The 20,205-nt window shown below is 37.3% G+C and carries 26 protein-coding genes and 1 other annotated feature; of the genes, 1 reads left to right on the top strand and 25 read right to left on the bottom strand.

Annotated elements, in window-relative coordinates; all coding sequences use genetic code 11:
* Nucleotides 1-41: 41 nt before the first annotated feature.
* The 13 genes from ACR65F_RS17620 to ACR65F_RS17560 form a co-directional block, all read right to left on the bottom strand.
* Nucleotides 42-557 (bottom strand): GNAT family N-acetyltransferase, encoded by a 516-nt coding sequence (locus tag ACR65F_RS17620; RefSeq protein ID WP_440505260.1) that lies wholly within the window; start codon nt 555-557, stop codon nt 42-44.
* A 17-nt stretch (nt 558-574) separates the two neighbouring features.
* Nucleotides 575-757: a hypothetical protein gene (locus ACR65F_RS17615; protein ID WP_440505258.1), complete on the bottom strand. Its 183-nt coding sequence runs from the start codon at nt 755-757 to the stop codon at nt 575-577.
* A 377-nt stretch (nt 758-1,134) separates the two neighbouring features.
* Nucleotides 1,135-1,836, bottom strand: coding sequence for a DUF5694 domain-containing protein (locus ACR65F_RS17610; RefSeq protein WP_440505256.1), 702 nt, complete (start codon nt 1,834-1,836; stop codon nt 1,135-1,137).
* 103 nt (nt 1,837-1,939) lie between these two features.
* A complete protein-coding gene (locus ACR65F_RS17605; protein WP_440505255.1) occupies nt 1,940-2,476 on the bottom strand; it encodes a GNAT family N-acetyltransferase in 537 nt (178 codons plus the stop codon).
* A gap of 242 nt (nt 2,477-2,718) precedes the next feature.
* Nucleotides 2,719-2,994, bottom strand: coding sequence for a hypothetical protein (locus tag ACR65F_RS17600; protein WP_440505254.1), 276 nt, complete (start codon nt 2,992-2,994; stop codon nt 2,719-2,721).
* Nucleotides 2,995-3,213: 219 nt separating this feature from the next.
* Nucleotides 3,214-3,645 carry a hypothetical protein gene (locus ACR65F_RS17595; RefSeq protein WP_440505252.1) on the bottom strand — a complete coding sequence of 144 codons (432 nt, stop codon included), beginning with the start codon at nt 3,643-3,645 and terminating at the stop codon, nt 3,214-3,216.
* Between the two features lie 144 nt (nt 3,646-3,789).
* On the bottom strand, nt 3,790-4,662 hold the full coding sequence (locus ACR65F_RS17590) for a hypothetical protein (protein ID WP_440505251.1): 873 nt from the start codon (nt 4,660-4,662) through the stop codon (nt 3,790-3,792).
* 23 nt (nt 4,663-4,685) lie between these two features.
* Nucleotides 4,686-5,237: a nucleotidyltransferase family protein gene (locus tag ACR65F_RS17585; RefSeq protein WP_440505250.1), complete on the bottom strand. Its 552-nt coding sequence runs from the start codon at nt 5,235-5,237 to the stop codon at nt 4,686-4,688.
* Between the two features lie 47 nt (nt 5,238-5,284).
* Entirely contained in the window at nt 5,285-5,722 is a 438-nt protein-coding gene (locus ACR65F_RS17580; RefSeq protein ID WP_039043558.1) for a hypothetical protein, read from the bottom strand.
* Between the two features lie 30 nt (nt 5,723-5,752).
* A complete protein-coding gene (locus ACR65F_RS17575; RefSeq protein WP_440505249.1) occupies nt 5,753-6,106 on the bottom strand; it encodes a DUF6176 family protein in 354 nt (117 codons plus the stop codon).
* Nucleotides 6,107-6,154: 48 nt separating this feature from the next.
* Complete coding sequence (locus ACR65F_RS17570; RefSeq protein ID WP_440505247.1) at nt 6,155-6,574, bottom strand: DUF4181 domain-containing protein; 420 nt, start codon at nt 6,572-6,574, stop codon at nt 6,155-6,157.
* A 133-nt stretch (nt 6,575-6,707) separates the two neighbouring features.
* Nucleotides 6,708-6,989: a hypothetical protein gene (locus ACR65F_RS17565; protein WP_440505246.1), complete on the bottom strand. Its 282-nt coding sequence runs from the start codon at nt 6,987-6,989 to the stop codon at nt 6,708-6,710.
* Between the two features lie 318 nt (nt 6,990-7,307).
* Nucleotides 7,308-7,868 (bottom strand): histidine phosphatase family protein, encoded by a 561-nt coding sequence (locus tag ACR65F_RS17560; RefSeq protein ID WP_440505244.1) that lies wholly within the window; start codon nt 7,866-7,868, stop codon nt 7,308-7,310.
* A gap of 246 nt (nt 7,869-8,114) precedes the next feature.
* Between ACR65F_RS17560 and ACR65F_RS17555 the strand changes: the two genes are divergently transcribed.
* The gene (locus tag ACR65F_RS17555) at nt 8,115-8,531 is read left to right on the top strand and encodes an RDD family protein (protein WP_440505243.1); all 417 of its coding nucleotides are present in this window, start codon (nt 8,115-8,117) and stop codon (nt 8,529-8,531) included.
* A 140-nt stretch (nt 8,532-8,671) separates the two neighbouring features.
* Here the strand turns inward: ACR65F_RS17555 and ACR65F_RS17550 are convergent, their stop codons facing one another.
* From ACR65F_RS17550 to ACR65F_RS17495, 12 genes are all read right to left on the bottom strand, one after another.
* Nucleotides 8,672-9,082: a DUF4181 domain-containing protein gene (locus ACR65F_RS17550; protein WP_440505242.1), complete on the bottom strand. Its 411-nt coding sequence runs from the start codon at nt 9,080-9,082 to the stop codon at nt 8,672-8,674.
* Between the two features lie 73 nt (nt 9,083-9,155).
* Nucleotides 9,156-9,359: a hypothetical protein gene (locus ACR65F_RS17545; protein ID WP_440505241.1), complete on the bottom strand. Its 204-nt coding sequence runs from the start codon at nt 9,357-9,359 to the stop codon at nt 9,156-9,158.
* A gap of 166 nt (nt 9,360-9,525) precedes the next feature.
* Nucleotides 9,526-9,963, bottom strand: a complete 438-nt coding sequence (locus tag ACR65F_RS17540; protein WP_440505239.1) for a VOC family protein — start codon at nt 9,961-9,963, stop codon at nt 9,526-9,528.
* A gap of 199 nt (nt 9,964-10,162) precedes the next feature.
* Nucleotides 10,163-11,038, bottom strand: a complete 876-nt coding sequence (locus ACR65F_RS17535) for an MBL fold metallo-hydrolase (protein WP_440505238.1) — start codon at nt 11,036-11,038, stop codon at nt 10,163-10,165.
* The gene (gene nhaC, locus ACR65F_RS17530) at nt 11,026-12,456 is read right to left on the bottom strand and encodes a Na+/H+ antiporter NhaC (RefSeq protein ID WP_440505236.1); all 1,431 of its coding nucleotides are present in this window, start codon (nt 12,454-12,456) and stop codon (nt 11,026-11,028) included. Before nhaC ends, ACR65F_RS17535 begins: the two co-directional genes overlap by 13 nt.
* 86 nt (nt 12,457-12,542) lie before the next feature.
* Nucleotides 12,543-12,743: a binding site (T-box leader), on the bottom strand.
* 245 nt (nt 12,744-12,988) lie between these two features.
* The gene (locus ACR65F_RS17525) at nt 12,989-13,792 is read right to left on the bottom strand and encodes a nucleotidyltransferase (protein ID WP_440505234.1); all 804 of its coding nucleotides are present in this window, start codon (nt 13,790-13,792) and stop codon (nt 12,989-12,991) included.
* A 919-nt stretch (nt 13,793-14,711) separates the two neighbouring features.
* Nucleotides 14,712-16,319 carry a catalase gene (locus ACR65F_RS17520; protein ID WP_440505262.1) on the bottom strand — a complete coding sequence of 536 codons (1,608 nt, stop codon included), beginning with the start codon at nt 16,317-16,319 and terminating at the stop codon, nt 14,712-14,714.
* 680 nt (nt 16,320-16,999) lie between these two features.
* Nucleotides 17,000-17,557, bottom strand: coding sequence for an isochorismatase family protein (locus ACR65F_RS17515; protein ID WP_440505233.1), 558 nt, complete (start codon nt 17,555-17,557; stop codon nt 17,000-17,002).
* Between the two features lie 118 nt (nt 17,558-17,675).
* Complete coding sequence (locus ACR65F_RS17510) at nt 17,676-17,882, bottom strand: hypothetical protein (protein WP_156137948.1); 207 nt, start codon at nt 17,880-17,882, stop codon at nt 17,676-17,678.
* Nucleotides 17,883-17,971: 89 nt separating this feature from the next.
* A complete protein-coding gene (locus ACR65F_RS17505) occupies nt 17,972-18,706 on the bottom strand; it encodes a hypothetical protein (protein WP_440505231.1) in 735 nt (244 codons plus the stop codon).
* Nucleotides 18,707-19,115: 409 nt separating this feature from the next.
* On the bottom strand, nt 19,116-19,490 hold the full coding sequence (locus ACR65F_RS17500; protein ID WP_039042862.1) for a YhfM domain-containing protein: 375 nt from the start codon (nt 19,488-19,490) through the stop codon (nt 19,116-19,118).
* A gap of 114 nt (nt 19,491-19,604) precedes the next feature.
* Nucleotides 19,605-20,015 (bottom strand): hypothetical protein, encoded by a 411-nt coding sequence (locus ACR65F_RS17495; protein WP_052245849.1) that lies wholly within the window; start codon nt 20,013-20,015, stop codon nt 19,605-19,607.
* Nucleotides 20,016-20,205: the final 190 nt, after the last annotated feature.

Here is a 20,205-nt window from a genome sequence, read left to right as displayed (position 1 = left end):
GTCCAGCAAGCGCAGCGCGGTAGGCTTTTAAAAATAATCACTCACAAATTTGTGTCCACTTTCTTGACGGAATACCAGTAATACTCATCTACATATTCGCCATTTATAATGAGTGAATCACGCTTTTTCCCCTCGATTTCAAAATTCATTTTCCGATACAGCCGCATACCTGCATCATTCGGCTGAGCAACAGTCAATTCCAACCGGCGAATGTTATGTTGAACTGCCCAGTTCTCAAGGTGTTCGAAGAGGTGAGTTCCGACCCCTTGTCCTCTATGCGATGTCAAAATCCCAATCACAAGGTATACCGCATGCCGTGTTCTTTTGGTGCATCCTCCGATTGCCATGAGATATCCGATTAGTTCTCCATCCAATTCAGCCGTAAAAATCTCTGAATGGCTTTCTGTTTTCATCGAACGACTTCTTGTCTGCATCTGCTCAACTGTTATTTTTCGTTCACCTGGCTCAAAAAGCATATACTCCGAATCGCTTCCAACTTGCTGAATCAGTTGACTCAACTTTACTGCATCCTCGATTTTTACATGTCTAATCCGCATTTCTTGTCACCTCATCCCTATTCCATAGCGCTAAACGACTTGAAAGACGTCTTCAAGGAGCCCGCTAATTCATAACTAATTGCGATGATCACTAGCTCGTCATGATCGATCTGCAAGTAATAACTATTGTTATAAAATGCAATATAGAGATTCTTTTTCTTTCTTAATAGTGAGTTCGCATAGTGAACGACTTCGCCCATTTTGACATCCTCGATTGTTACATAGAGTGAGGTATCCCTAAACTCTTCAGTTATTTTCGAGTACTCATTCCAATTTGAAATGGTGAAAGACCTACGTAAAGATCCCTTAGCGAATCGTCGAGACTTTGTCTGACCATTTGGTATGTATGAGTATAAAAATGTAGCATCAATTTGAGAGTTTCCTTTAAATAAATGGGAAATCACATTTTTCAAGAGTGATGGAGAGTGCCTGAAAACACCAAAGGGTATGATCATTTTTCTTTTTTCACTCACTTGAAAAAAGGGTGGTTGTTGAGCGGTAAAATTTACATTGAAGTTCTTTTTCAATCGTTTCAACTATTCAGCCCCGTTCTTTACAAATCCCTAGTAATAACTGTTCATAAGTAATCGGAAACTGTTTCAATAGAAAACAGTCCGCTGTCCTGAAGAAATTGTTGTAAAATGGCAGCATGACCAAAACCATATAATACAAAAATCCGTTCTCCTTCTATTTGAAGCAAATCCACGATGTTCTTGTAGATTAATAAATTTCGATAATGCCAGTAGTGAGCAGTCCACATCGCTCCTACATGGTCTTTTCCAGTCCCTACTAAGGCTAGTTTCATGTTGATTTCTTGATTCAATCGATACATTTCAGGTTTATTCATTTCGAGCAGGAAGTCACTGAATGACAAATCGTTAAATGCCTTTTCAATCCCAGATGTTACATCGGCCATTTTAGCATTTAACTGATTAAAAATAGACGAATCAATTTCCTTTGTCCATGTCTCAATATCCGGCACACCAGGTAAATCTTTATCCCAATCTACCGCAAAAACCTCATTCAGACCTGACTCTTTAGCCAATCGAAATCCAATTTGATGAACTTCTTTCGAGGTAAGTACAAAGTTACCTTTTAAATATTCCTGATATTCTTCATTCAAACTGCTATTAAGTTCTTTTGGCCACTCTACTGCAATTTTTGTCGGTTTAAATTTCGCCAGGCGTTTAACAACTGTTTCGATTTGACGCTGTTTTGGTTCTGAAAAAACTCCTTCAGTCTTTGGAGCATGCAAATCTCCATTATTATTATTCTCCAAGTGTGCTATTCCTATTAAAAGTAGTGGAGAAGTCTGGCTCACTTTTGTCACTCCCTTTTTCACTTCATTAGTTCATTCAATCGTCCCTATAAAGGCAAGCTTTTTATAGATAATTATTTCTTATTAAGGAATAAATATAAGTATCATAAGCAACACCATCTTGATACATATAACTTTTCAAGATCCCTTCTCTTTCAAAGCCAAGTTTCAATAACAATTTGTTTGATGCATCATTTTCTAGAAATACAACTGCTCCTATTCGAGTAAGTTCCATGACTTTAAAGCCATATGAAAGAATCTCAGCTACCGCTTCTTGAGCATATCCATAGCCCCAGTTATCAGGATGGAGGTCGTATCCTATTTCTGCTCGTTTATGTCTTGGTGACCAAAGATGAAATCCAATCGTACCTATAAGCTCATTCGTCTTCTTACACTCAATCCCCCAGCGTATTCCTCTTTTTTCACTATAGTTGTCATGAAAAAGGTCGATTAACTTTTCGGCGTCTTCTATTTTCTGAAAGGAATCTTGTCCATAATAACGAGTTACCTCTTCTGAAGAAAAATACGAAAAGATACGATTAGCATCCTCTTTCTGAATTTCTCTCAATCGAATTCTTTCGGTCTCTAGTATAGGAAACAATCTAATCTCCTCCTTTAATAACGAACAGCGCAAATGAAACTAATAAACTCCAGTTATTTCTAAGATACTCATGAATTTGAAGGATACTTACATAAATCGAAATACCATCAGTAAAATATTGCCACGCTAACACAATCTTCCCGAAAACCAAGCTGGAAAGAGACAGGTAGAATGTCGTTTAAACACATCCGTTCCTCATTCCCTGCAATATATCGGCATTAAGCAAGGTACTGTCCATTCTTTTATTCGATAACGATAAGTCCATCTCCATCATAATCTAATGTAATAAATGCCTCTGCGAATTTAGTATTGACTTGCAAGATCCTCTCATCAGGATGATAAAATGTACTATTTATACATGGTTCAACTGTGAGAAAAACAAAGTCATTCATCTCTACGAGCAGCCGGAGCAAATGAAACAGATCATCGTTTACTAGTAAATCTTCCCGTCTTACGAGAAAAAATGAATAAATTAAGCGCTTTCTCCTAATAACTGAAGCAGGTTGAATCGTCTTCACTGTCTCCACCAAAAATTTGTGGAAGTCTTATGTACATTCGACTCAAATACCGAAAATTGAACCTTCCATCTTCTCTAAGAGGTTTTTTAACTGATTATCTTCTTCCGCGTCGATATAGGTAATATCATTATAGTTCTCCAAAAAAGTTTGAAAATTTATCAATTCCGTCCTCATGTAACCCGATTAAATTATTTTCCTTCATAGCGTCTCTCTTACATGTTATTCCCTTTCCAAATGAATCATATCAGGGATTGAACCCTCTTCCACACCATACCCAGACTGAGAAATCTCATTTCCATTTTTAATATAATATTCGTATATTACACCAGGTTCTGTATCGAAATATACACTAATCACATACGGGTTCAAATGTGCAAATCCTTCTTCCCGATGTGGTACTTTTTCCATCGTCCATGTCTCTTCTGAATACTTCGCTTTTAAATAGATTTCCAGATATTTAACTTTCCTATCCTGTTGAAAGTCGATCCAATAAGGACGGGCAAGGAAAAACACACTAACTATTACAAGATACATTGCTGCAACTCCGAAAAAACGTTTTCTCCATTTTCCTTTTAAAATAACAGCAATCATAACAATAGTGAGTAAGCCTCCGCTTGTGATTAGTAATTCGATAATGAAAATGGGGTGCATCCTCTTTCCTCCCGTGCTATTTAGATAGGACAAGCCAAAGAGATGGAGAGTTACAAAACTGATGAGTAACTTCTAAAACTTCAGTCATAAATTCCAGAATCCCACTCAGCATGTTGCATATATTGACTTACACGTTTTAGGAAGTCAACCGAGATAAGAATACAAACACTCATCAACTGAATACATCCATGACTTTTTTACATGCTGAGAATATGGACATGTCGAATCGGACTCCTTTTCAATAATTTGAATCCCACACTTCACTGCGTCCTTCATTTGAAGTTGAAGCAATTTGTCCAACTCCGAGATATTCTTCCTATCACGGCCCCCTATCCAACCGAGTTCCCAACGTTGTTCATTCACCTCATACATCAAACTAAACGCTTGAACGACGGAATCTCGAACGATGACGTAGCTATTTTTCTCCAGCAGCCCATCTATTATGGCCCGTTCCCACGAAGCGAATGACAGATCTGCTACAGGGTTTGCTAGATGAGTGTCGGTGTAAACTTGTTTTGTTAATTCTATAAGTGATGACAGGATTGTCTGATCTTCTTTGATTTCAGCAACCGTATGTATGCTTGGTAAAACGCATATTTCCGTAAGTGATTTTAGCGGATTGATGTGTAGTATTTCTGTTTCTCGTATAAGTGAAAATTGATTTTTCCGAAGCACTTTGATAAGTAGACTATATCGATTATCCACTAAGAAAAATAAAGGTTTCTTGTATTCCCGCTTTATACACATGATGATCTGATGAAGAAAGTCTTCCGTCATCTGATTAAAATTATAGGCGAGTCTAACATACGTACAATTTGGATGCCAAGTAGAATCATGAGTAATGGCCACTGCCTGCATAGTTTTTCCTACGTTGGCTACGAAGGTCTTCGTTTTGCCACGTCTAGCACGAAGTATTTCTTGCTTTAAGACGCTGTGTTCCGATAACACCTGTTCAATAAAATCTTCAATACTCTTTGTGTCCGGATAATCTTCTACAAAGGTTAATCTATGCATCATGTCTACAACTCCACACTAATAAATTATTTTTCTACAATGACATCACTCCATATTTCCTCCCAACTTTTTTGACTCACTCTCTCATGATATACAGCATAGAGGTCACTAGTTTCAGCAAAATTAGGCGTGGGTCTAACATATTTGCAGAACAAATCGCTTAATCCATATGGGGCCATGACTTCCAGTTCATTGTTTATTAATCGGATCGCAACAGCTGTTGGTGTTTCAGGGAAGTTTGCGACTCCGTCAAAAGACGAATAATAGGGAGGTAAACCATTTTTCTCGTGCATCCTCGCTTGATTCTTTACAGACCATGGCAGTGCTGGTAAAACCGCTTTTAGTTGTGCTTCTAAGCGCTTCTCTATGACAATGCTAGTATCTTCTTCATCAAAGTAAATCACATCAATATCATTAACAACCGTTGAAATATCATCCAGCACATCCCAAATCTTATTTCGGAGATATCCAGCACAAACCCATGCATCAGGTAGCTCTAATCCATCTACTGCTTGCAATACTGATAGAAACACATCGTCACTTGATATTATTTTCTTAAGTTCTTGTTCATAATTCATGAGTGTCCCCCGAGCGATAAGATGCGACATCCTTGGATTTAATACGTTTAGCGACTATAAAATTTGGTCCCCTTGGCATGCCTAACCCACATTAAAACCAACTTTGAAATGATTAAGATCACACCTACGAATACCGCGACTGCAAATCCGAGCATTCCTAACGCGCCCACCCAGCCAACCGTGAACGTCATGAAGAAAAGTAGATATGCAGCTCCTGTTAGTATGAGTATAAAAACAACATGAAATGGTTTGACTTGCTTATAACTAACCGCTAAAAGTCCGGAGAGCACTAAAATGCCAACACCCCAATACACATGAAACGATCCCCAGCGAAATCCAACGCTAGATTGCTGGCCATCACCTATGGATTCATCCACAGGAATCGACAACTCATAGAACGTTAGGCAAGCCGTCACAATTCCTATCGCAAGCAAACCGAAGTAAATCATCCAACAGATTCTCACAAACTTGTCATTACTTTTCATGAAGTCTCTCCTTCAAATGTTGTTAATGAATCATTTCATCTTTTCCATAACTAAATTTTGAATCATGACGACATTTGTCTTCAATATACTTTCTGGATAGTGAGAGTCGATACATTCATTCCAGTATTCTAAGTGCTTCTTGTCGATAAAACTATCCGAAAACACGACTTCATCAGATTGTATGCCCTGATAGGAAACCCAATACAAATACATAACGCCTTCTATCGTTTCTTCAAAAATGGATTCTACAAACATTTTCTCTGCAGGAAGTGTTTTCTTCACCTCTTCTAAATGCGTCGTCAAGAATTCCATCCATTCCCGTGCTTTTTCTTCTTTACCTGCGATGACTCGAAAGCGTTCTAATTCCACATGAAGGTTACTCATATTCTATTCCTCTTTTCTTTATATGTTTCTACACTAGTCATTATCAGATTAAGGAAGCAATCCTAACAGATTCGCGACCATTATACAGAGTAAAAAACTAGAGAATAGCACCATTTCAATGAGTGTCGCAATATATTGATTTTTACTTTTTGCGTACTTTTTTTCCATATATGCAGTAACCGACTCATTTACAATATTCATAAACAACATATAAGAGAGGAGGAGTGTGAACCAAGTATCTATTGGCGCGTTAGTTGAAATACAGATATAGCTCATTACAACTAACCCTGCCAACGAAACTCCTCTTAGAATCCATTCGATTTTGAAATGTTTGTCACTTAGGTATTGGTTGAACAAAATACTTTTCTTTTCAGTTTTCAGCAATTTTCTCGCAACATATTCAGTCAATATCTGAACTAAGGAAAAACCTATCATTAAAGTCAATAGCATATAATTTGAATAATCCACATCTATCTACCCCATTCTTATATGACCGATTGTCTTTTCAGACTGTTATTAGGGGAATTAAGTCCTTCATTTGGTGAATTTGTTAATGCACATTCATCTAACCTTGCAGGCAATAGCGTCATGTAATAAACTCTTAGAACTTTAATCTTCTTGTAAAACTCTTGCGTTTTTTCTGGATGAATAAAAGGAAACACCAACAAAGCAATGTTCCACTAACAAATGACAGCACGATTATGTAAGGAGAAAAAGTCACTCCAAATGCAACTTCACTTTTTAAGATATCAATCTTCTTCCAAGCCGTTTCAATATCTGGTCGATAGATAAGTGTCTTGATAAACCCAGAAGACAGCATTCCTACTAAATAGACGACATGTATAACGAGAGAAGCAACGATTGCTTGAATGATAATTTTCACTTACTCGCCTCCAGGAAATTCAAGATCTGTTTAAGTAACCACAAGCTTTATCTCTGAATAATTAAATTTACCAGTAGCTAGGCATTCATAAACTAAGATAAAAATCCGATTGTAATGATAGTGATCATGAGTAAAGAGATGAACGCAATCGGCTCAAAGTAAAATAAAACTTGAAATGGCCATAAATTGTAACGCAATAACACCCGACACTTCTTCTGAAAACTCAAGTGAAAAAAGTTAGCAGTTACGATTGATAGTGCTTAAGAAGATAGTGAGCATCGCTATTATGAACTTATGCTTTATGGAGGTGGTCTCCCGTCACTTTTGCATCCCTAGGCGTTTCACTTCCAACAACTGCTTATTTTCAAAAGTCAACTTATACGCATCTGGCATCTCGAGGTTTTTCCAGAAGCTGAAGTCAAAACGTTCGTCAAAATAATTCATAATTAGTACCATGATATTGCCATGAGTCCCGATTGCAATGTTTTTCCCTTCATACAGCTCGAGTACCTTTAGAGTTGCCTCGATTCCTCGTAGTTGCGCAATCTCATTGGACTCTCCCCCCATCAAGGAAAGGGTAGGATTCTTCCACACTTCCCTAATTGCAAATTCAAAATCTTCAACAGGTTGATCAGACAATTTTCGTTCCATAAAGCCATTGTCAATGATCACTTTATGGTCAATAAACTCGGCAATTGCTTCTACTGTTTGAACTGCCCTTTTGTATGGGCTAGAAATGACAATATCAATGGATTCTTTCTTAAGCACTTCGCTCATTGTTGCTGCATCAGTAAAACCTTTACTAGACAGCGGTCTTCCTAATTCATCGGGGCTATAGGTAGAATGAGCATGTCGTACAAAAATAATTGTAGTTCGCAAAACCTTACTCTCCTTTGAAAAGCTACATGGAATTTTCTATCTAATTTCAACTCAAATACATTTAGGTAGGATCTATTAATCCAGTTTCAATAAATATGACAATCTCCATGACCATTTGTGGTATAATTCTAACAACTTTAATATTAACCAAAAATTCTCCTAATTTTAATTCTATCAGAGTATTTAGAGAGCACAATAAGATATTGGTTAATTTGAAAAAGAAAATCACGTGAAGGAATGGATGAAATGATTTATACAAATCGCGCAGGATTAGGCGTCAGAGTGGTAGCTAGTTTTCTGGATTTTGTGATACTCGCAACAATTATAGCTTCAGCTACTTATCTCCTTACAGGTTCATTTTCATTTAGTTTCGCAAATGGAATTGCTTGGCAGTCAATCTATACTCTCTATTTGATGGTTATCCCTATTATCTGGAGTGGATACGTCATTGGAAAACGCATGTGCCACATCCAAGTGAAGCGAGTGGACGATGGTAATGTCACGTTATCCAATATGTTCATGAGAGAAATTGTCGGTTACTTTTTGATTGGAATGCTAACTTTTGGTGTTTCGATACTTATCAGCGCAGGAATGATCATGTTTCGGAAAGACAAACGAGGAATACACGATTTTCTAGGTGGCACATATGTTGTGAGGCATTGAAAGTCCGCTTACTAGTCAAATTTTGAGCATAGAAAAAGAACTTCCCTGAAATACCTCAGGAAGTTCTTTTGTTTTTTCCAGACCATGGGATTTATTCGATTTAACCCTGTTTTCTAACGACTAAGACAAACTTAGTCAAATCATCCAAAAAGTTTTGTATAGAGGAACGTAGGGACCACTATAATGAGAAGGCTCAATTGAATAAGAGTTGGGATATACTCATTTTTGTTTTCAGCGTACTTTTTCTGCATATAGGCTCTTACTAACTCCAACACGATTGCATTGAGCAACGAATAACAGACAAAAACGAAAAAGACAGTTGTCGTCGCCTTTTCACCTGAAGACATTATAATAGTCAATACTAGAAAACCAAAAACCAAAATAAATCGAAGTGTCCAATCAATTTTTTGATGTTTAACATTCACATAGTTATTTTTGAAGAAATTTACTTTTTCTAGTTTTAAGTAGCGACGCAATAGACAATCCAGCAAATAGAATACACTCATAAATAGAACAACAGCTAATATCAGTTTACCTATAAAATTATCCATTCATGTTCATCCTTTTATTTCCTTCTCAATGTTCATTCTTAAATCCAACCATCTGAATTCACATTTTCGATTCTTAGAATTTACTCATCTGCTTTGTTTGTTTCATTCGCTGAAGCGTCAAAAGAAGCCCTGTCAATCCCGCTGTGAGTGCGGGTGCTATGCTGAACAGGAAGAATTTCCAGTTCCCTGTATTTACTGAAAGGATAAGAAAAAATATAGGCACTACAATTAAACTAAACAATGAAACAATTAAAGCTAATTTTAAGTTTTCCTTCACCAATTCTCCTCCTTCGGAAATATGAATTTATTCCAATTTACCACATCGGAGGAAGTGAATGAAATATTTTCCTGTGAAACACTCCCAACAGTTTTATACTTTGATCAAAGCTTTTATTAAGCTCACTATTGAAATAAAGTAAATAGCCGTATTTTCACCACTATAATTAAATAATCAACATATTATTCTCATCGAACTCCCAATCAGCGCCATATGCAACTTCCCAATAATAGCCATCCGGGTCAACAAAGTACCCTCCATAACCGCCCCATGAAAGTGTTTGTGGTTGTTTAACAACTTGTGCCCCCGAAACCTTCACTTTCTTAAATATTTCATCTACCTCAGCTGAGGATTTTCCATTGTAGGCTAGCGTAAACCCCGGAAATCCTCCTGTTGAAATCTCAGGCGGATTCTCTTGATTTATATCTTTTGCTAGTTCTTCCAATGGAAACAGCTCTAGTTTAGATCCTTCATTTTTAAAGAAAACTATGACAGGCTTTTCTTCATCGCCTACCACAGATGCTTCAAATCCAATTTCCTTATAAAAACCCAAAGACTTTCGAATGTCTCTTACCCCTAATGCTATTAGATTGATACGATTCATTTATCATCCATCTCCTTTAGAAATCTTCTTTATCGGCTATAGATTCGGTAAAATGTTCCAAACTCCTCTTTTAAAAATGTCCTAAAACAATTAAAAAAACGCTTCATAGGATTCCTTTAATCCTACGAAACGCTAACTCTTCAGATTTAAACTAATAACTAACAACGTGATTCTAAAATAATTTACTGTGACTGTTAATTTACAAGTCAAATATCATCCCATCATTCGCAATATGGAAACCATTCTTTTCGATAAAATCCCGTGCCTCACTATCTTGTTTCAGGGCAGGATTGCTGTGATTGAAATGGGTGAAGTAAATTGCACATGTGTCTGTAATGCTCTTTAACCGATCCATTGTATCCGTAATGAATGGATGAGGGATTTCACTCAAATCTCGGCCACTACTTCCAATGTCTGCTAAATCACTTGCAGAAAAAAACGTTGCATCCAACAGACAAATATCTGCTTGCTTACACGCTTCAACAACATCTATACTCCACTCTTCCCAACTATCAATATCAGGGATATATAAGACCTTTTTCTTTGGTCCTTTAATCCAAAACCCAAATGTCTCGGAGAATTCGTTCCGATGAGGGACTTTCACTGGTACGACTTCCAAATCCTCGTCCAGTCCAGTTGGAATCCCCTCTTCGATTGCTTGTACTTGAATATTACCCAGATCAGTCAACTGACGCCAAGGTGCATGAGTTTCCAAAACAGTTTTCATTAACGGTCCAGTAAACACGGGTACATTCTTCGTGTTCATCGCTTCTTTTCCTAAAAATATTAAACCTGGATAATGACCAATATGAGCATGAGTAAGGAAGATACTGTCCATTACGTAACCTTCCATTCCATGTGCATGTTGGAGCATGGCGATTTGCTCTTTAAAATCTGGCGTTGCGTCGATTAAATTCCATTGCTTTTTTTCAGGCAATACAATGGCAAGTGACGCAGCTCTTCGTTTGAACGTTGGGTCTACCATCGCTTTTGTACAATTATCGCAATAGCAATTGGGCTGCGGTAATCCTGCATCCTGTGCTGTGCCCAACACTTGTAAAATCACTTCACCCATATCGGATCATCTCCTTTTTCAGTTACAACTTTTCGCTGTACATTGTACGGTTTCTTCGTAATGGTCCAACCTGTAAAACCGAACAGGATATTAATAAGAGGGACTAGGAAAACAAAGAATGCGTATGGGATAAATTCTCCTGGGCTAATACCAAAAATGCCTGCTGCAAAAACTGCCGGTACACTCCATGGAACGAGATTGATCCCTACTGTTCCTGCTGACTCCACGCAACGTGATAAGTTTTTCGTATCGATATTCATCTCTTTATACTTCGTGATAAATGTTCTAGATGGTAAAACGATTGCCAAAAACTGCGCACCACTCGCAAATGCAACAACGAATGTCGAAAGAATTGTTGAGAGTATTAAACTACCTGTAGAATGTACGCGCGCCATTATTTTCCTCGTTAAGATTTCAAATGAACCTGACTCTTCCAGCACACCACCGAGTGCGGTCGCAATTACTAAGAGAGCAACCGTGGTAAGCATAGATGTCAATCCACCACGATTCAACAAGGAGTCAATAGCCGCAACATCTGATTCCAACGCAAATCCATTTGTCATGACTTGTATGATTTGCGCGATTGGCATTCCTTGTACTAAAACAGCTACAACTCCACCGAGCATCCCCACCCCTGCAAGCGCAGGAATTGCGGGCACTCGTAACACCATTAGCACAATTGTCAAAACAGGTAACAGCAAAAGTAGTGGATGAATTAAAAACAAATCTGATAGCCCAGTTTTAATCCCTTCAATTACATCTGAATCTACCTTCCCAACACTTGCGTAAGAATTACCTACAAACCAGTACATAACGATTGCAATAACAAAAGCTGGAATTGTGTCCCAAAGCATATGTTTAATATGTGTGAATAGATCTGTCTCTGCCATCGCTGGCGCAATATTGGTTGTATCGGATAAAGGAGAGAGCTTATCGCCGAAGAACGCACCAGAAATTACGGCCCCACCTACAAGTCCAGCGGGAAAACCAAGTCCTTCTCCAATTGCCATAAATGCTAATCCAACTGTCGCGATTGATGTAAACGAACTGCCAAGTGTTATCGAAACAATCCCCGTAACCAATGCTACAACAGGGATGAAAATGGATGGATGAATGAGGGACAATCCATAAAAAATAATAGTTGGAATCACCCCACTTGCCATCCACGAACCAACAATGATGCCAATCAATAATAGAATAAATACTGCGGGCAATGCTCGACTCACGCCATTCACCATCATCTTCTGAATAGTATCCCATTCAAAACCAGCCACTCGAGCAATAAGGGCTGCTGCAAATACGCCTATCAACAGAGGTATGAGCATTCCTGCTTTCCAAACAAATACAGACATCGATGCTGCTGCAATCAATGACAAAATAGGAATAATGGCCAACCAACCAGACATTTCTTTTCTCATATCCTCATCTCCTCCACATATCACTTGGAATTCTTTCTTACTCACTAATTTCCAGACAAAATAAAAAAGCCTCCTCCCCTCAAAATTGAAGGGACGGAAGCTCCGTGGTACCACCCAAATTAGCAGAAAAATCCTGCTCACTCATTATAGATAACGGCCAAAACCGGACTAATACATCGTCAGCTCCCTGTTTGTAATTCGTTATTGCACCTTGCTTGGTTCGCACCTACCACCAAGTCTCTGTTTCCAAGGTTACAAAACTACTTCGAACAGTTCATCACATTTTTCAATATCATAAATTGTTTAGATTGAATTGTCAATCAGTATATCGGACATAAGAAACAATTTCTAAGCTCTTCAAATCTACCTATCAAAATCCACTTTAGAAAATTCCATCTAAAAATGTTTGAATTTCACTATTGACTAGAAATTTAATTTTTCTATAAATGTAGTTAGTCTATAAATTCCCCAACATCACAACAAGTAAATTGAAGAGTCCACTACTTATAAGCAGTGGACTTCAAGACTTGAGTTATTCGTTAAGGTAGTTGTAGAGCTTGCTAATAAGATTATTGTCAACATCAATTATATAGTGAGAGCCTAGCATCTCATTCAATGCTCCAACTATATTCAAAGCTTTCTTATAAGCGTTTTTTATTTCATTCTCCTCTAATTTCGAGGTTATTGATACATAGTCTTGATATGACTCTATACTTATATCTTCTTCTAAATTTTTGGTACTGTTTAGCCAACGTTCAACCATATTTTCCTTTACCCTTATCAATTGTAATATATATTTTTGCACATGGGTTAATGACTCCAGAGAACGGGCTAACTCTCCTCTTCTCAGCACGTTTACACCCATCAACCAGGCATTCACGAAGTTATTAAATGCAAAGTTTACATTTTCATCGGTCATTCGATCTGGTCCAGGTCCGCTTAAATTATAAAGCAAAGTCTTTAATTGCTCCGTAGAATCATAAAAATACATAGACTCAGGATCAGGAAAAACTCCAGTAGGCTTAAAATCTTTTATGACTTCTATTTTTGATACTGGAAGAAAATGAAATTCTCCCCGTACCATATTTGAAAAAATCACTACCTCTGTGCCATACTCATTGAAAAAGATTAAGTCAGCTGGATAGACTTCAGAAATCCAAACTCCTGAACTAAAATTATCCACTTCATCATCTTTAATGAATATATAAAATTCAACATCAGAGTACTGATCTCCTTCACCCTTTGTGAAAGAACCGTACATCATACATGCTGAAACCAATTCATCTTCACTACACTTATCTCTAACACTTTGAATAATTTTATTTTGAACTAACATATCTCAATCTCCTTATCTAATAATTTTCTTTTCAGATAAGGGATTTTTCAACTACTGGACAGCATGAGCAACACATGTATAATGCCCCTTCCATTACTTATTCAGGATGAGTATAACATAAAATATGAATGATTGTAATTTCAGTTAATCCTTTTTATATCCATAAAGCGGAATAGTAATGTGTTTTGTAAAAATATAATACAGACTTGTGCAATGTTAAGATTTGCTGACCATTTACACATAAACTCCATTGGATTCTTCATACGGTTTTACGATAGATTCTAAGTAACCGAACTTTTTATCATGATTTTTTGCATCTTTGGAATTTTTAAAACTACCAACCCCACATAGTCATTTAGTAAATAAACAACTTATTTAGGAAATGCATTCCATCATTGTTCACGGTTAAGTTTCGCCCTAAATATTAATTTTTCAGCAATAAGTATGCTTCAATTTCATTGTGGGGAATTGCATCTTGTGTGGGTGTACTTTATTCTGTTGCAATTATGTATTAAGTTTCACCAAATTCAATTTTCCCATCCGGATATGTCTTTTCATACAAGCTTTTTTTGCTTCCTCCACGGGGAAATCTAAATGTCCAAGCTTTATTTTAAAATCATAATTATATCATAAGAAAGTTTCATTCTAATTTGTGATTGAATTACGCTATATACAGGCGGACATCACTAACTGTCTTCACCGCAATATCAGTGCGATTTCGAACAGCTCAGAAAAAAACTAAACCTATCCATCAACGATAGTATATTAAATTTTAACGATCGCCTCTCCCATTCTAATTTTCAATCCTGATTCACCAAAAGAATTTGTTATGTATTCAATCTTATATTTCGCACAAACACTCTATATTAAATAAACCTCACGCATCCATTGAATGTGTGAGGTTCCTTAGTTTCAGTTATTAATAAGGATCTGCTTCATTTCCTTTTTCAACTGCATCCTCCACCGCTTCTTTTGACTCAGGAGTCCCTTGTCCAAATTTCGACTTCCCTGAATCACGCCCCGGAATGTCGGATCCAGCAGTTGTTTCTTTCATTTCTCTTACTTTTTTCTCAATGCCTTCTTTGACGAGACGGCCGTATTCTTCATCTGCTTCGGTGAAGTGTTCAATCATAGCTTCTTGAATACGGGAATCGCATGCCGATAGTGCCTCTGAAAGATTGTTAATCAATTCTTTTCGCTCCCAATCCTCGAACTGACGGAACGTTTCACCAGCTTGCCCATAATTATTCGGACGGTCTATTGGCGCACTCATAGCTGCTGCGTTATACGTTGGTCGATGTGGTGGTCGAGTATCCTCTTGGACTTCCTCAAATCCACCAAGCATGGATGGTTCATAATTGATATGAGGATTTTCACCTGACTCCCGGGAATCACGAATATCCATCTGTCCCCTTTGCTGATTGGTGCGGACAGCCGTTTTAGGTGCATTGACAGGTAGCTGCAAATAATTGGTACCTACTCTATGACGCTGCGTATCCGAATAGGAGAATGTCCGACCTTGTAGCATCTTGTCATCTGAGAAGTCCATACCATCCACAAGCACTCCAGTTCCGAAGGCAGCTTGCTCAATGTCCATATGGAAATCCTCCGGGTTACGATTCAATACCATACGCCCCACCGGCAACCAAGGAAATTGCTCTTCCGGCCAGAGCTTTGTATCGTCGAGCGGATCGAAATCCAGTTCAGGGTGGTATCCGTCTTCCATAATCTGCACAAATAATTCCCATTCCGGATAGTCTTCACGCTCTATCGCTTCATGCAAATCCTGTGTAGCATGTCCTACATTCTTCCCTTGAACTTCATCTGCATCATCCTGTGTTAGATTACGAATACCTTGTTTCGGTTCCCAATGATATTTGACCAGTACAGCCACCCCTTTTTCATTCACCCACTTATACGTATTCACACCTGATCCTTGCATGTGACGATAGGTCGCAGGGATGCCCCATGGCGAGAACAGAAAGGTAATCATATGGATAGACTCCGGAGTTCGAGACACAAAGTCAAACATCCGTTGCGGATGCGGAACATTCGATACAGGGTCAGCTTTGAACGCGTGAATCATGTCCGGAAACTTCATGGCATCACGGATGAAAAAGATTTTCAAATTATTCCCGACCAAGTCCCAGTTTCCGTCTTCGGTATACATTTTCACCGCAAATCCCCTTGGATCCCGTGCAGTTTCAGGAGAGTCTTTTGCTCCTGCCACAGTAGAAAAACGAGCCAATAGGGGTGTTCGTTTCCCTTCACCTGAAAACACTTTGGCACGGGTATACTTCTCCACTGGCTCATCCCCCGCCTTGCCATAAGTTTCAAAATAACCAAATGCACCAGAGCCCCTCGCATGGACGACACGTTCCGGAATTTCTTCACGATCAAAATGAGAAATCTTTTCTATGAAATGATAATTCTCAAGTGTTGCAGGACCACGGTCTCCAATCGTCCGGATGTTCTGATTATCTTTCACAGGATGCCCTTGGCGCGTAGTGAGTGTTTCCCGTTTCATCTCTTTTTTATTCTGCTTAGTCTTATCCTTCTTCAACAGAACTCCTCCTCAACCAATGTTCTCAGAAAATGATAAATGAACCTTTTCCTAATTTAGTTACAGTTCACTTATAGAGACAGCTTATCCATAAACAGTTCAGAGGAAACTCATTTTTTGAGCGTGGCTTCGTTATTTGTATTCAAAACGCATTTCGTGCAATCTCATCATGAAGTTGCTTAATAGTTCCAAGCGTGCGTCCACATTGCACATTTCCTTTTTGGCATGCAGATGAATCTATAGATATGAACAGCCACTTAAACTTAAGATTTCAAATGACCCTGGCTGAGAAGTTCTTAAATAATATAATCCCTCTACCCCCGCTTTTAATTTCAAGCCATCCAAAATAATTACTAGTGCCCCAAAGACATTTAGAAAGAATAATCTTTCGCTTATTTAAATCATAAGAAGACTATCGGCCAACTCTAGAGAACTCATTAAAAACTTAAATATCTTATATTAAAAAGCGCTCCTACTATGTTTAGATAGAGATATTATAGTTGAACTAAAAAGCCTGCATCTTAGATCACAAAGTAATCAGAGATACAAGCTTTTGATTATTCTTACTTCACTAAATTAAGGGATTCAAAGGCAACCCTTATGCATTAATCGCGCCCAATTGATGAAGAAATTATAAATATCATTTATCGAAACTCATTGTGATTTGGAACAAACAAATTTTCACTTACATTTCTAACCACTGAAAAATTATCAACGTTGTAATGTCCATGAAGAGCTTCATTATGATGGGCTATGATTTGCTCAGCAGTTAGAGATTGGGAGTCCGTTGTTGAATGACCATCGCCTACTAAGGTGACATCGAAGCCACTTACTGTTGCCGTTCTAACCGCAGTATCAATACAATGCTCCGTTTTGCAGCCCATTATAACAAGATGCTCAACCATGTTATCTTGTAAAAAAACCAATAATGGAGTTTCATAAAACGAATTTGTCGCCTCTTTATCAAATGTCTTAGAATCTTTAGGGATATGAATATCAGAATGGATCTCGAATCCCTTACCTATGCCTTCAGCAACATCTTTATCTCTTATGAAAACAACAAAACTATCCGATGCACTTGCTTTTTCTACCACTGTATTAATATTATCCAACAATGAAGTCTTATTAAAGACGCTACACTCTTTTTCATTACCATCAATTAGTTCTTGTTGTGCATCAATAACTAGTAAAGCTTGTTTCAATAAAAAAACTCCCTTTTATTTAAAATTTATTTTCCCTCATTATCTCGTAGACTATCCCTATTAATGAATGGGAGTAGATTCTAAATGCCAGAATCTCCACCAATTATAGTAATGCAATTCAGTCTTCCTTCTCTTCTTTTTTAACTATATAACCTAGCAAAAACCCAAATAACGCAACAATTATGTATTGCATATCAAAGCTCTTTGTAAAGAAGCTGATAATTAACCAACCTACAATCATTCCTGCTATTGCTAAAATCACATTTTTAGACATCCCTTGTTCTCCTTCCTTATCGTATTTCTTCGCTCCTGTAATCTTCTTCAAAATGGCTCTATTCTTGCACATTGTTGTACAGTAAAAGCCCCCAATGGTGGCACAATCAAAATTAATTTCCTATTACTTCACTAATTTAGTCACAGAGGAAGCTTACTAGCTAGGATATATTCACGAACGAACTGCAACATCTTTTTCTGCATTTCGGTAACATTCTTTTCATTATCCAATAAATACCCTATGTGATAAATGTGTCCGTTGTAGTATGCATAGAATTCATTAGCAGCAGTCCCTGTGGCGATTATTCCATTTTCATTTTCTTCATAATACGTAAATAGCAACGCACTATTCGTTGTCAGGACTTGCTGATAGATAGAAAGATTTTCCGTTAGCTGCTCTTTTATAAGTTTGTTTCCTACCGAGTCAACCTGATCAGTTATATCGTATAATTCTATCGGATTTTTATCTGCTTCAGTCACTGAAACGATAAAGAAATCATTAGTTTGTTCGTACTCATCCATACCAAGATAGCTTAATTGTACCTGGTGCTTTATTTTTCCGTTTTTATCTTTCGACTCCACTAGATAAGCTTTCTCTTCATCCACTTTAAACGGCAGCTTGTCTGAGTCAATTTTATTCATAGTATCTTTTATTTGTATCGGCAAGGATGATCCTTCTTCATTTATTAGAAAAGGCTTGTAGTATGTAATATCCTCCCTTTCATCTAAACCATCATAAGCTTTGAAATACTCGCTATAAGTTAGTCCATTCCCTTTCACTTTAATAAGTTCAGATTTATCGATTGAACATCCTAACAGTATAGAACTCGTAAAGATCAATGCGAATAATAAGCTAGTTAATTTTCTGTTTGTCATACTCAGTTCTCCTTCATTCCAAAATGATCATCAGACTAGCATAATTAATGTTTCCATCTAACAAGTGTACATTCTTCAATTTAGCTCTAATACTGAAAAAGGGTGCAATTCTTCTTCGAGAAATGCATCCAATTGAAGCATAAACCTTATGAAACAACTGTATTCATTACTTGAATGTCTGATAATGGTAGGTCAGGTGTAAAGGTATCAATTGCAATACTAATAAGTAATATAGTCCATAGAATCATAATAATTATATTCCCTATTCTGATTAATTAATTTGAACATCAGACAATAGCCCCCGATTGTAGTCTTGTACTTATTAATAAAAAGCTATTAACTCTTGTTTTCCCAAAAAATATTTTGTTCGATAATAAAAAATATAGGTGTAGCAAGTTTTGAAGTTAATCTAATTTAAAATTCTATAAATCTCTTCTGCCGAGTTTATAACATAAACTGTATGCGTATTGCTCTTTTTCATCACAGTTGCCCGTTTAGAATTCTCGTGTATCCACAAATAGTATTCTTTATTTTTTATTTTCAAGATATGAGTAGGATCAGCCATATCTGCTACTCCGCTTATCCTTTTAGCCCTTCTTATAGATTTTTTAATTGTTTTTATATCACTTTGGTTCGTGATTTTTTTAAAAGAGTTTGGCTTAACTGTATCAAAATCTACTAATTCTCGACTTTCAATGTTAGGGGTGTAAATGAAAAACATGTAACTAGAAAGTAAAATAAGGACGAGAATAAAGATACCACCTAATTTCTTAGTAAATTGCATCTTAGCCCTCCGTTTCTATCATCAATTTGGCCCTTATGTAAATCATATGCAATTCCTTGTGCCAGAATTGTCCCCAATAGTGGAAGATAGCTCATTTAAAACGCTCTGTTATCTTTATGAAAAGTTGACTTTCTTTCCAAATATAGAATTGCCGATGACATAAAATATTGTAATGATGATAGCACTAACAGTTGGATAGCCGATATAAACCGCCAGACTCGTATGTTCAACTAAACTAAATTCTCCCCATTCAAGCCATAAACGCCAACCCATTCCAAGGCCGTTTAAAATTATACAAATCGTAAAAACAAACCATATTCTATCTTTAAATAAGCCTACAAATATGTTTGCTGCAATGAAATACATTAATAATGTCAAAGCCATAGAAGACAAACTAAACCCTTTCAGTCCGGGGATTACAAAGGTGAATGATATTCCCGAATAGAAAAGAATGGTTATAATCGCAAATATCAAAAATGTATTTCGTGATTTGCCTACCCGCTTATAGAACTGTTCTCCTAACAATAGTTTCCTCTCCAATTTCTTCATCTCGTTTTTTTATAGTGAACAATATGTTTTCAGGCTATTAACAAACGTTTAGATATTGTTCCGTTAAAGTGGCCAGTTTGATGAATGGACGCTTTATTTATAGTACTCGCCGTTGCTTGGAGCGGAAGACGGACGACTCCGGAGGGATCAGCGTGCGCCTTGAGAC

The organism is Sporosarcina sp. SAFN-010 (genome assembly GCF_059415065.1).
Note: the sequence above shows the minus strand (reverse complement) of the source record. Positions and strands in the feature narration are given on the sequence as shown.

Bases quoted from the DNA above. Each gene is read 5' to 3' on its own strand.
- ACR65F_RS17505 (WP_440505231.1), bottom strand. From the start codon at position 18,706: ATGACAAACAGAAAATTAACTAGCTTATTATTCGCATTGATCTTTACG.
- ACR65F_RS17535 (WP_440505238.1), bottom strand. From the start codon at position 11,038: ATGGGTGAAGTGATTTTACAAGTGTTGGGCACAGCACAGGATGCAGGA.
- ACR65F_RS17580 (WP_039043558.1), bottom strand. From the start codon at position 5,722: ATGAAAAGTAATGACAAGTTTGTGAGAATCTGTTGGATGATTTACTTC.
- ACR65F_RS17525 (WP_440505234.1), bottom strand. From the start codon at position 13,792: ATGTTAGTTCAAAATAAAATTATTCAAAGTGTTAGAGATAAGTGTAGT.
- ACR65F_RS17540 (WP_440505239.1), bottom strand. From the start codon at position 9,963: ATGAATCGTATCAATCTAATAGCATTAGGGGTAAGAGACATTCGAAAG.
- ACR65F_RS17575 (WP_440505249.1), bottom strand. From the start codon at position 6,106: ATGAGTAACCTTCATGTGGAATTAGAACGCTTTCGAGTCATCGCAGGT.
- ACR65F_RS17615 (WP_440505258.1), bottom strand. From the start codon at position 757: ATGGGCGAAGTCGTTCACTATGCGAACTCACTATTAAGAAAGAAAAAG.
- ACR65F_RS17585 (WP_440505250.1), bottom strand. From the start codon at position 5,237: ATGAATTATGAACAAGAACTTAAGAAAATAATATCAAGTGACGATGTG.
- ACR65F_RS17620 (WP_440505260.1), bottom strand. From the start codon at position 557: ATGCGGATTAGACATGTAAAAATCGAGGATGCAGTAAAGTTGAGTCAA.
- ACR65F_RS17550 (WP_440505242.1), bottom strand. From the start codon at position 9,082: ATGGATAATTTTATAGGTAAACTGATATTAGCTGTTGTTCTATTTATG.
- ACR65F_RS17595 (WP_440505252.1), bottom strand. From the start codon at position 3,645: ATGCACCCCATTTTCATTATCGAATTACTAATCACAAGCGGAGGCTTA.
- nhaC (WP_440505236.1), bottom strand. From the start codon at position 12,456: ATGAGAAAAGAAATGTCTGGTTGGTTGGCCATTATTCCTATTTTGTCA.
- ACR65F_RS17500 (WP_039042862.1), bottom strand. From the start codon at position 19,490: ATGCAATTTACTAAGAAATTAGGTGGTATCTTTATTCTCGTCCTTATT.
- ACR65F_RS17555 (WP_440505243.1), top strand. From the start codon at position 8,115: ATGATTTATACAAATCGCGCAGGATTAGGCGTCAGAGTGGTAGCTAGT.
- ACR65F_RS17520 (WP_440505262.1), bottom strand. From the start codon at position 16,319: ATGAAACGGGAAACACTCACTACGCGCCAAGGGCATCCTGTGAAAGAT.
- ACR65F_RS17590 (WP_440505251.1), bottom strand. From the start codon at position 4,662: ATGATGCATAGATTAACCTTTGTAGAAGATTATCCGGACACAAAGAGT.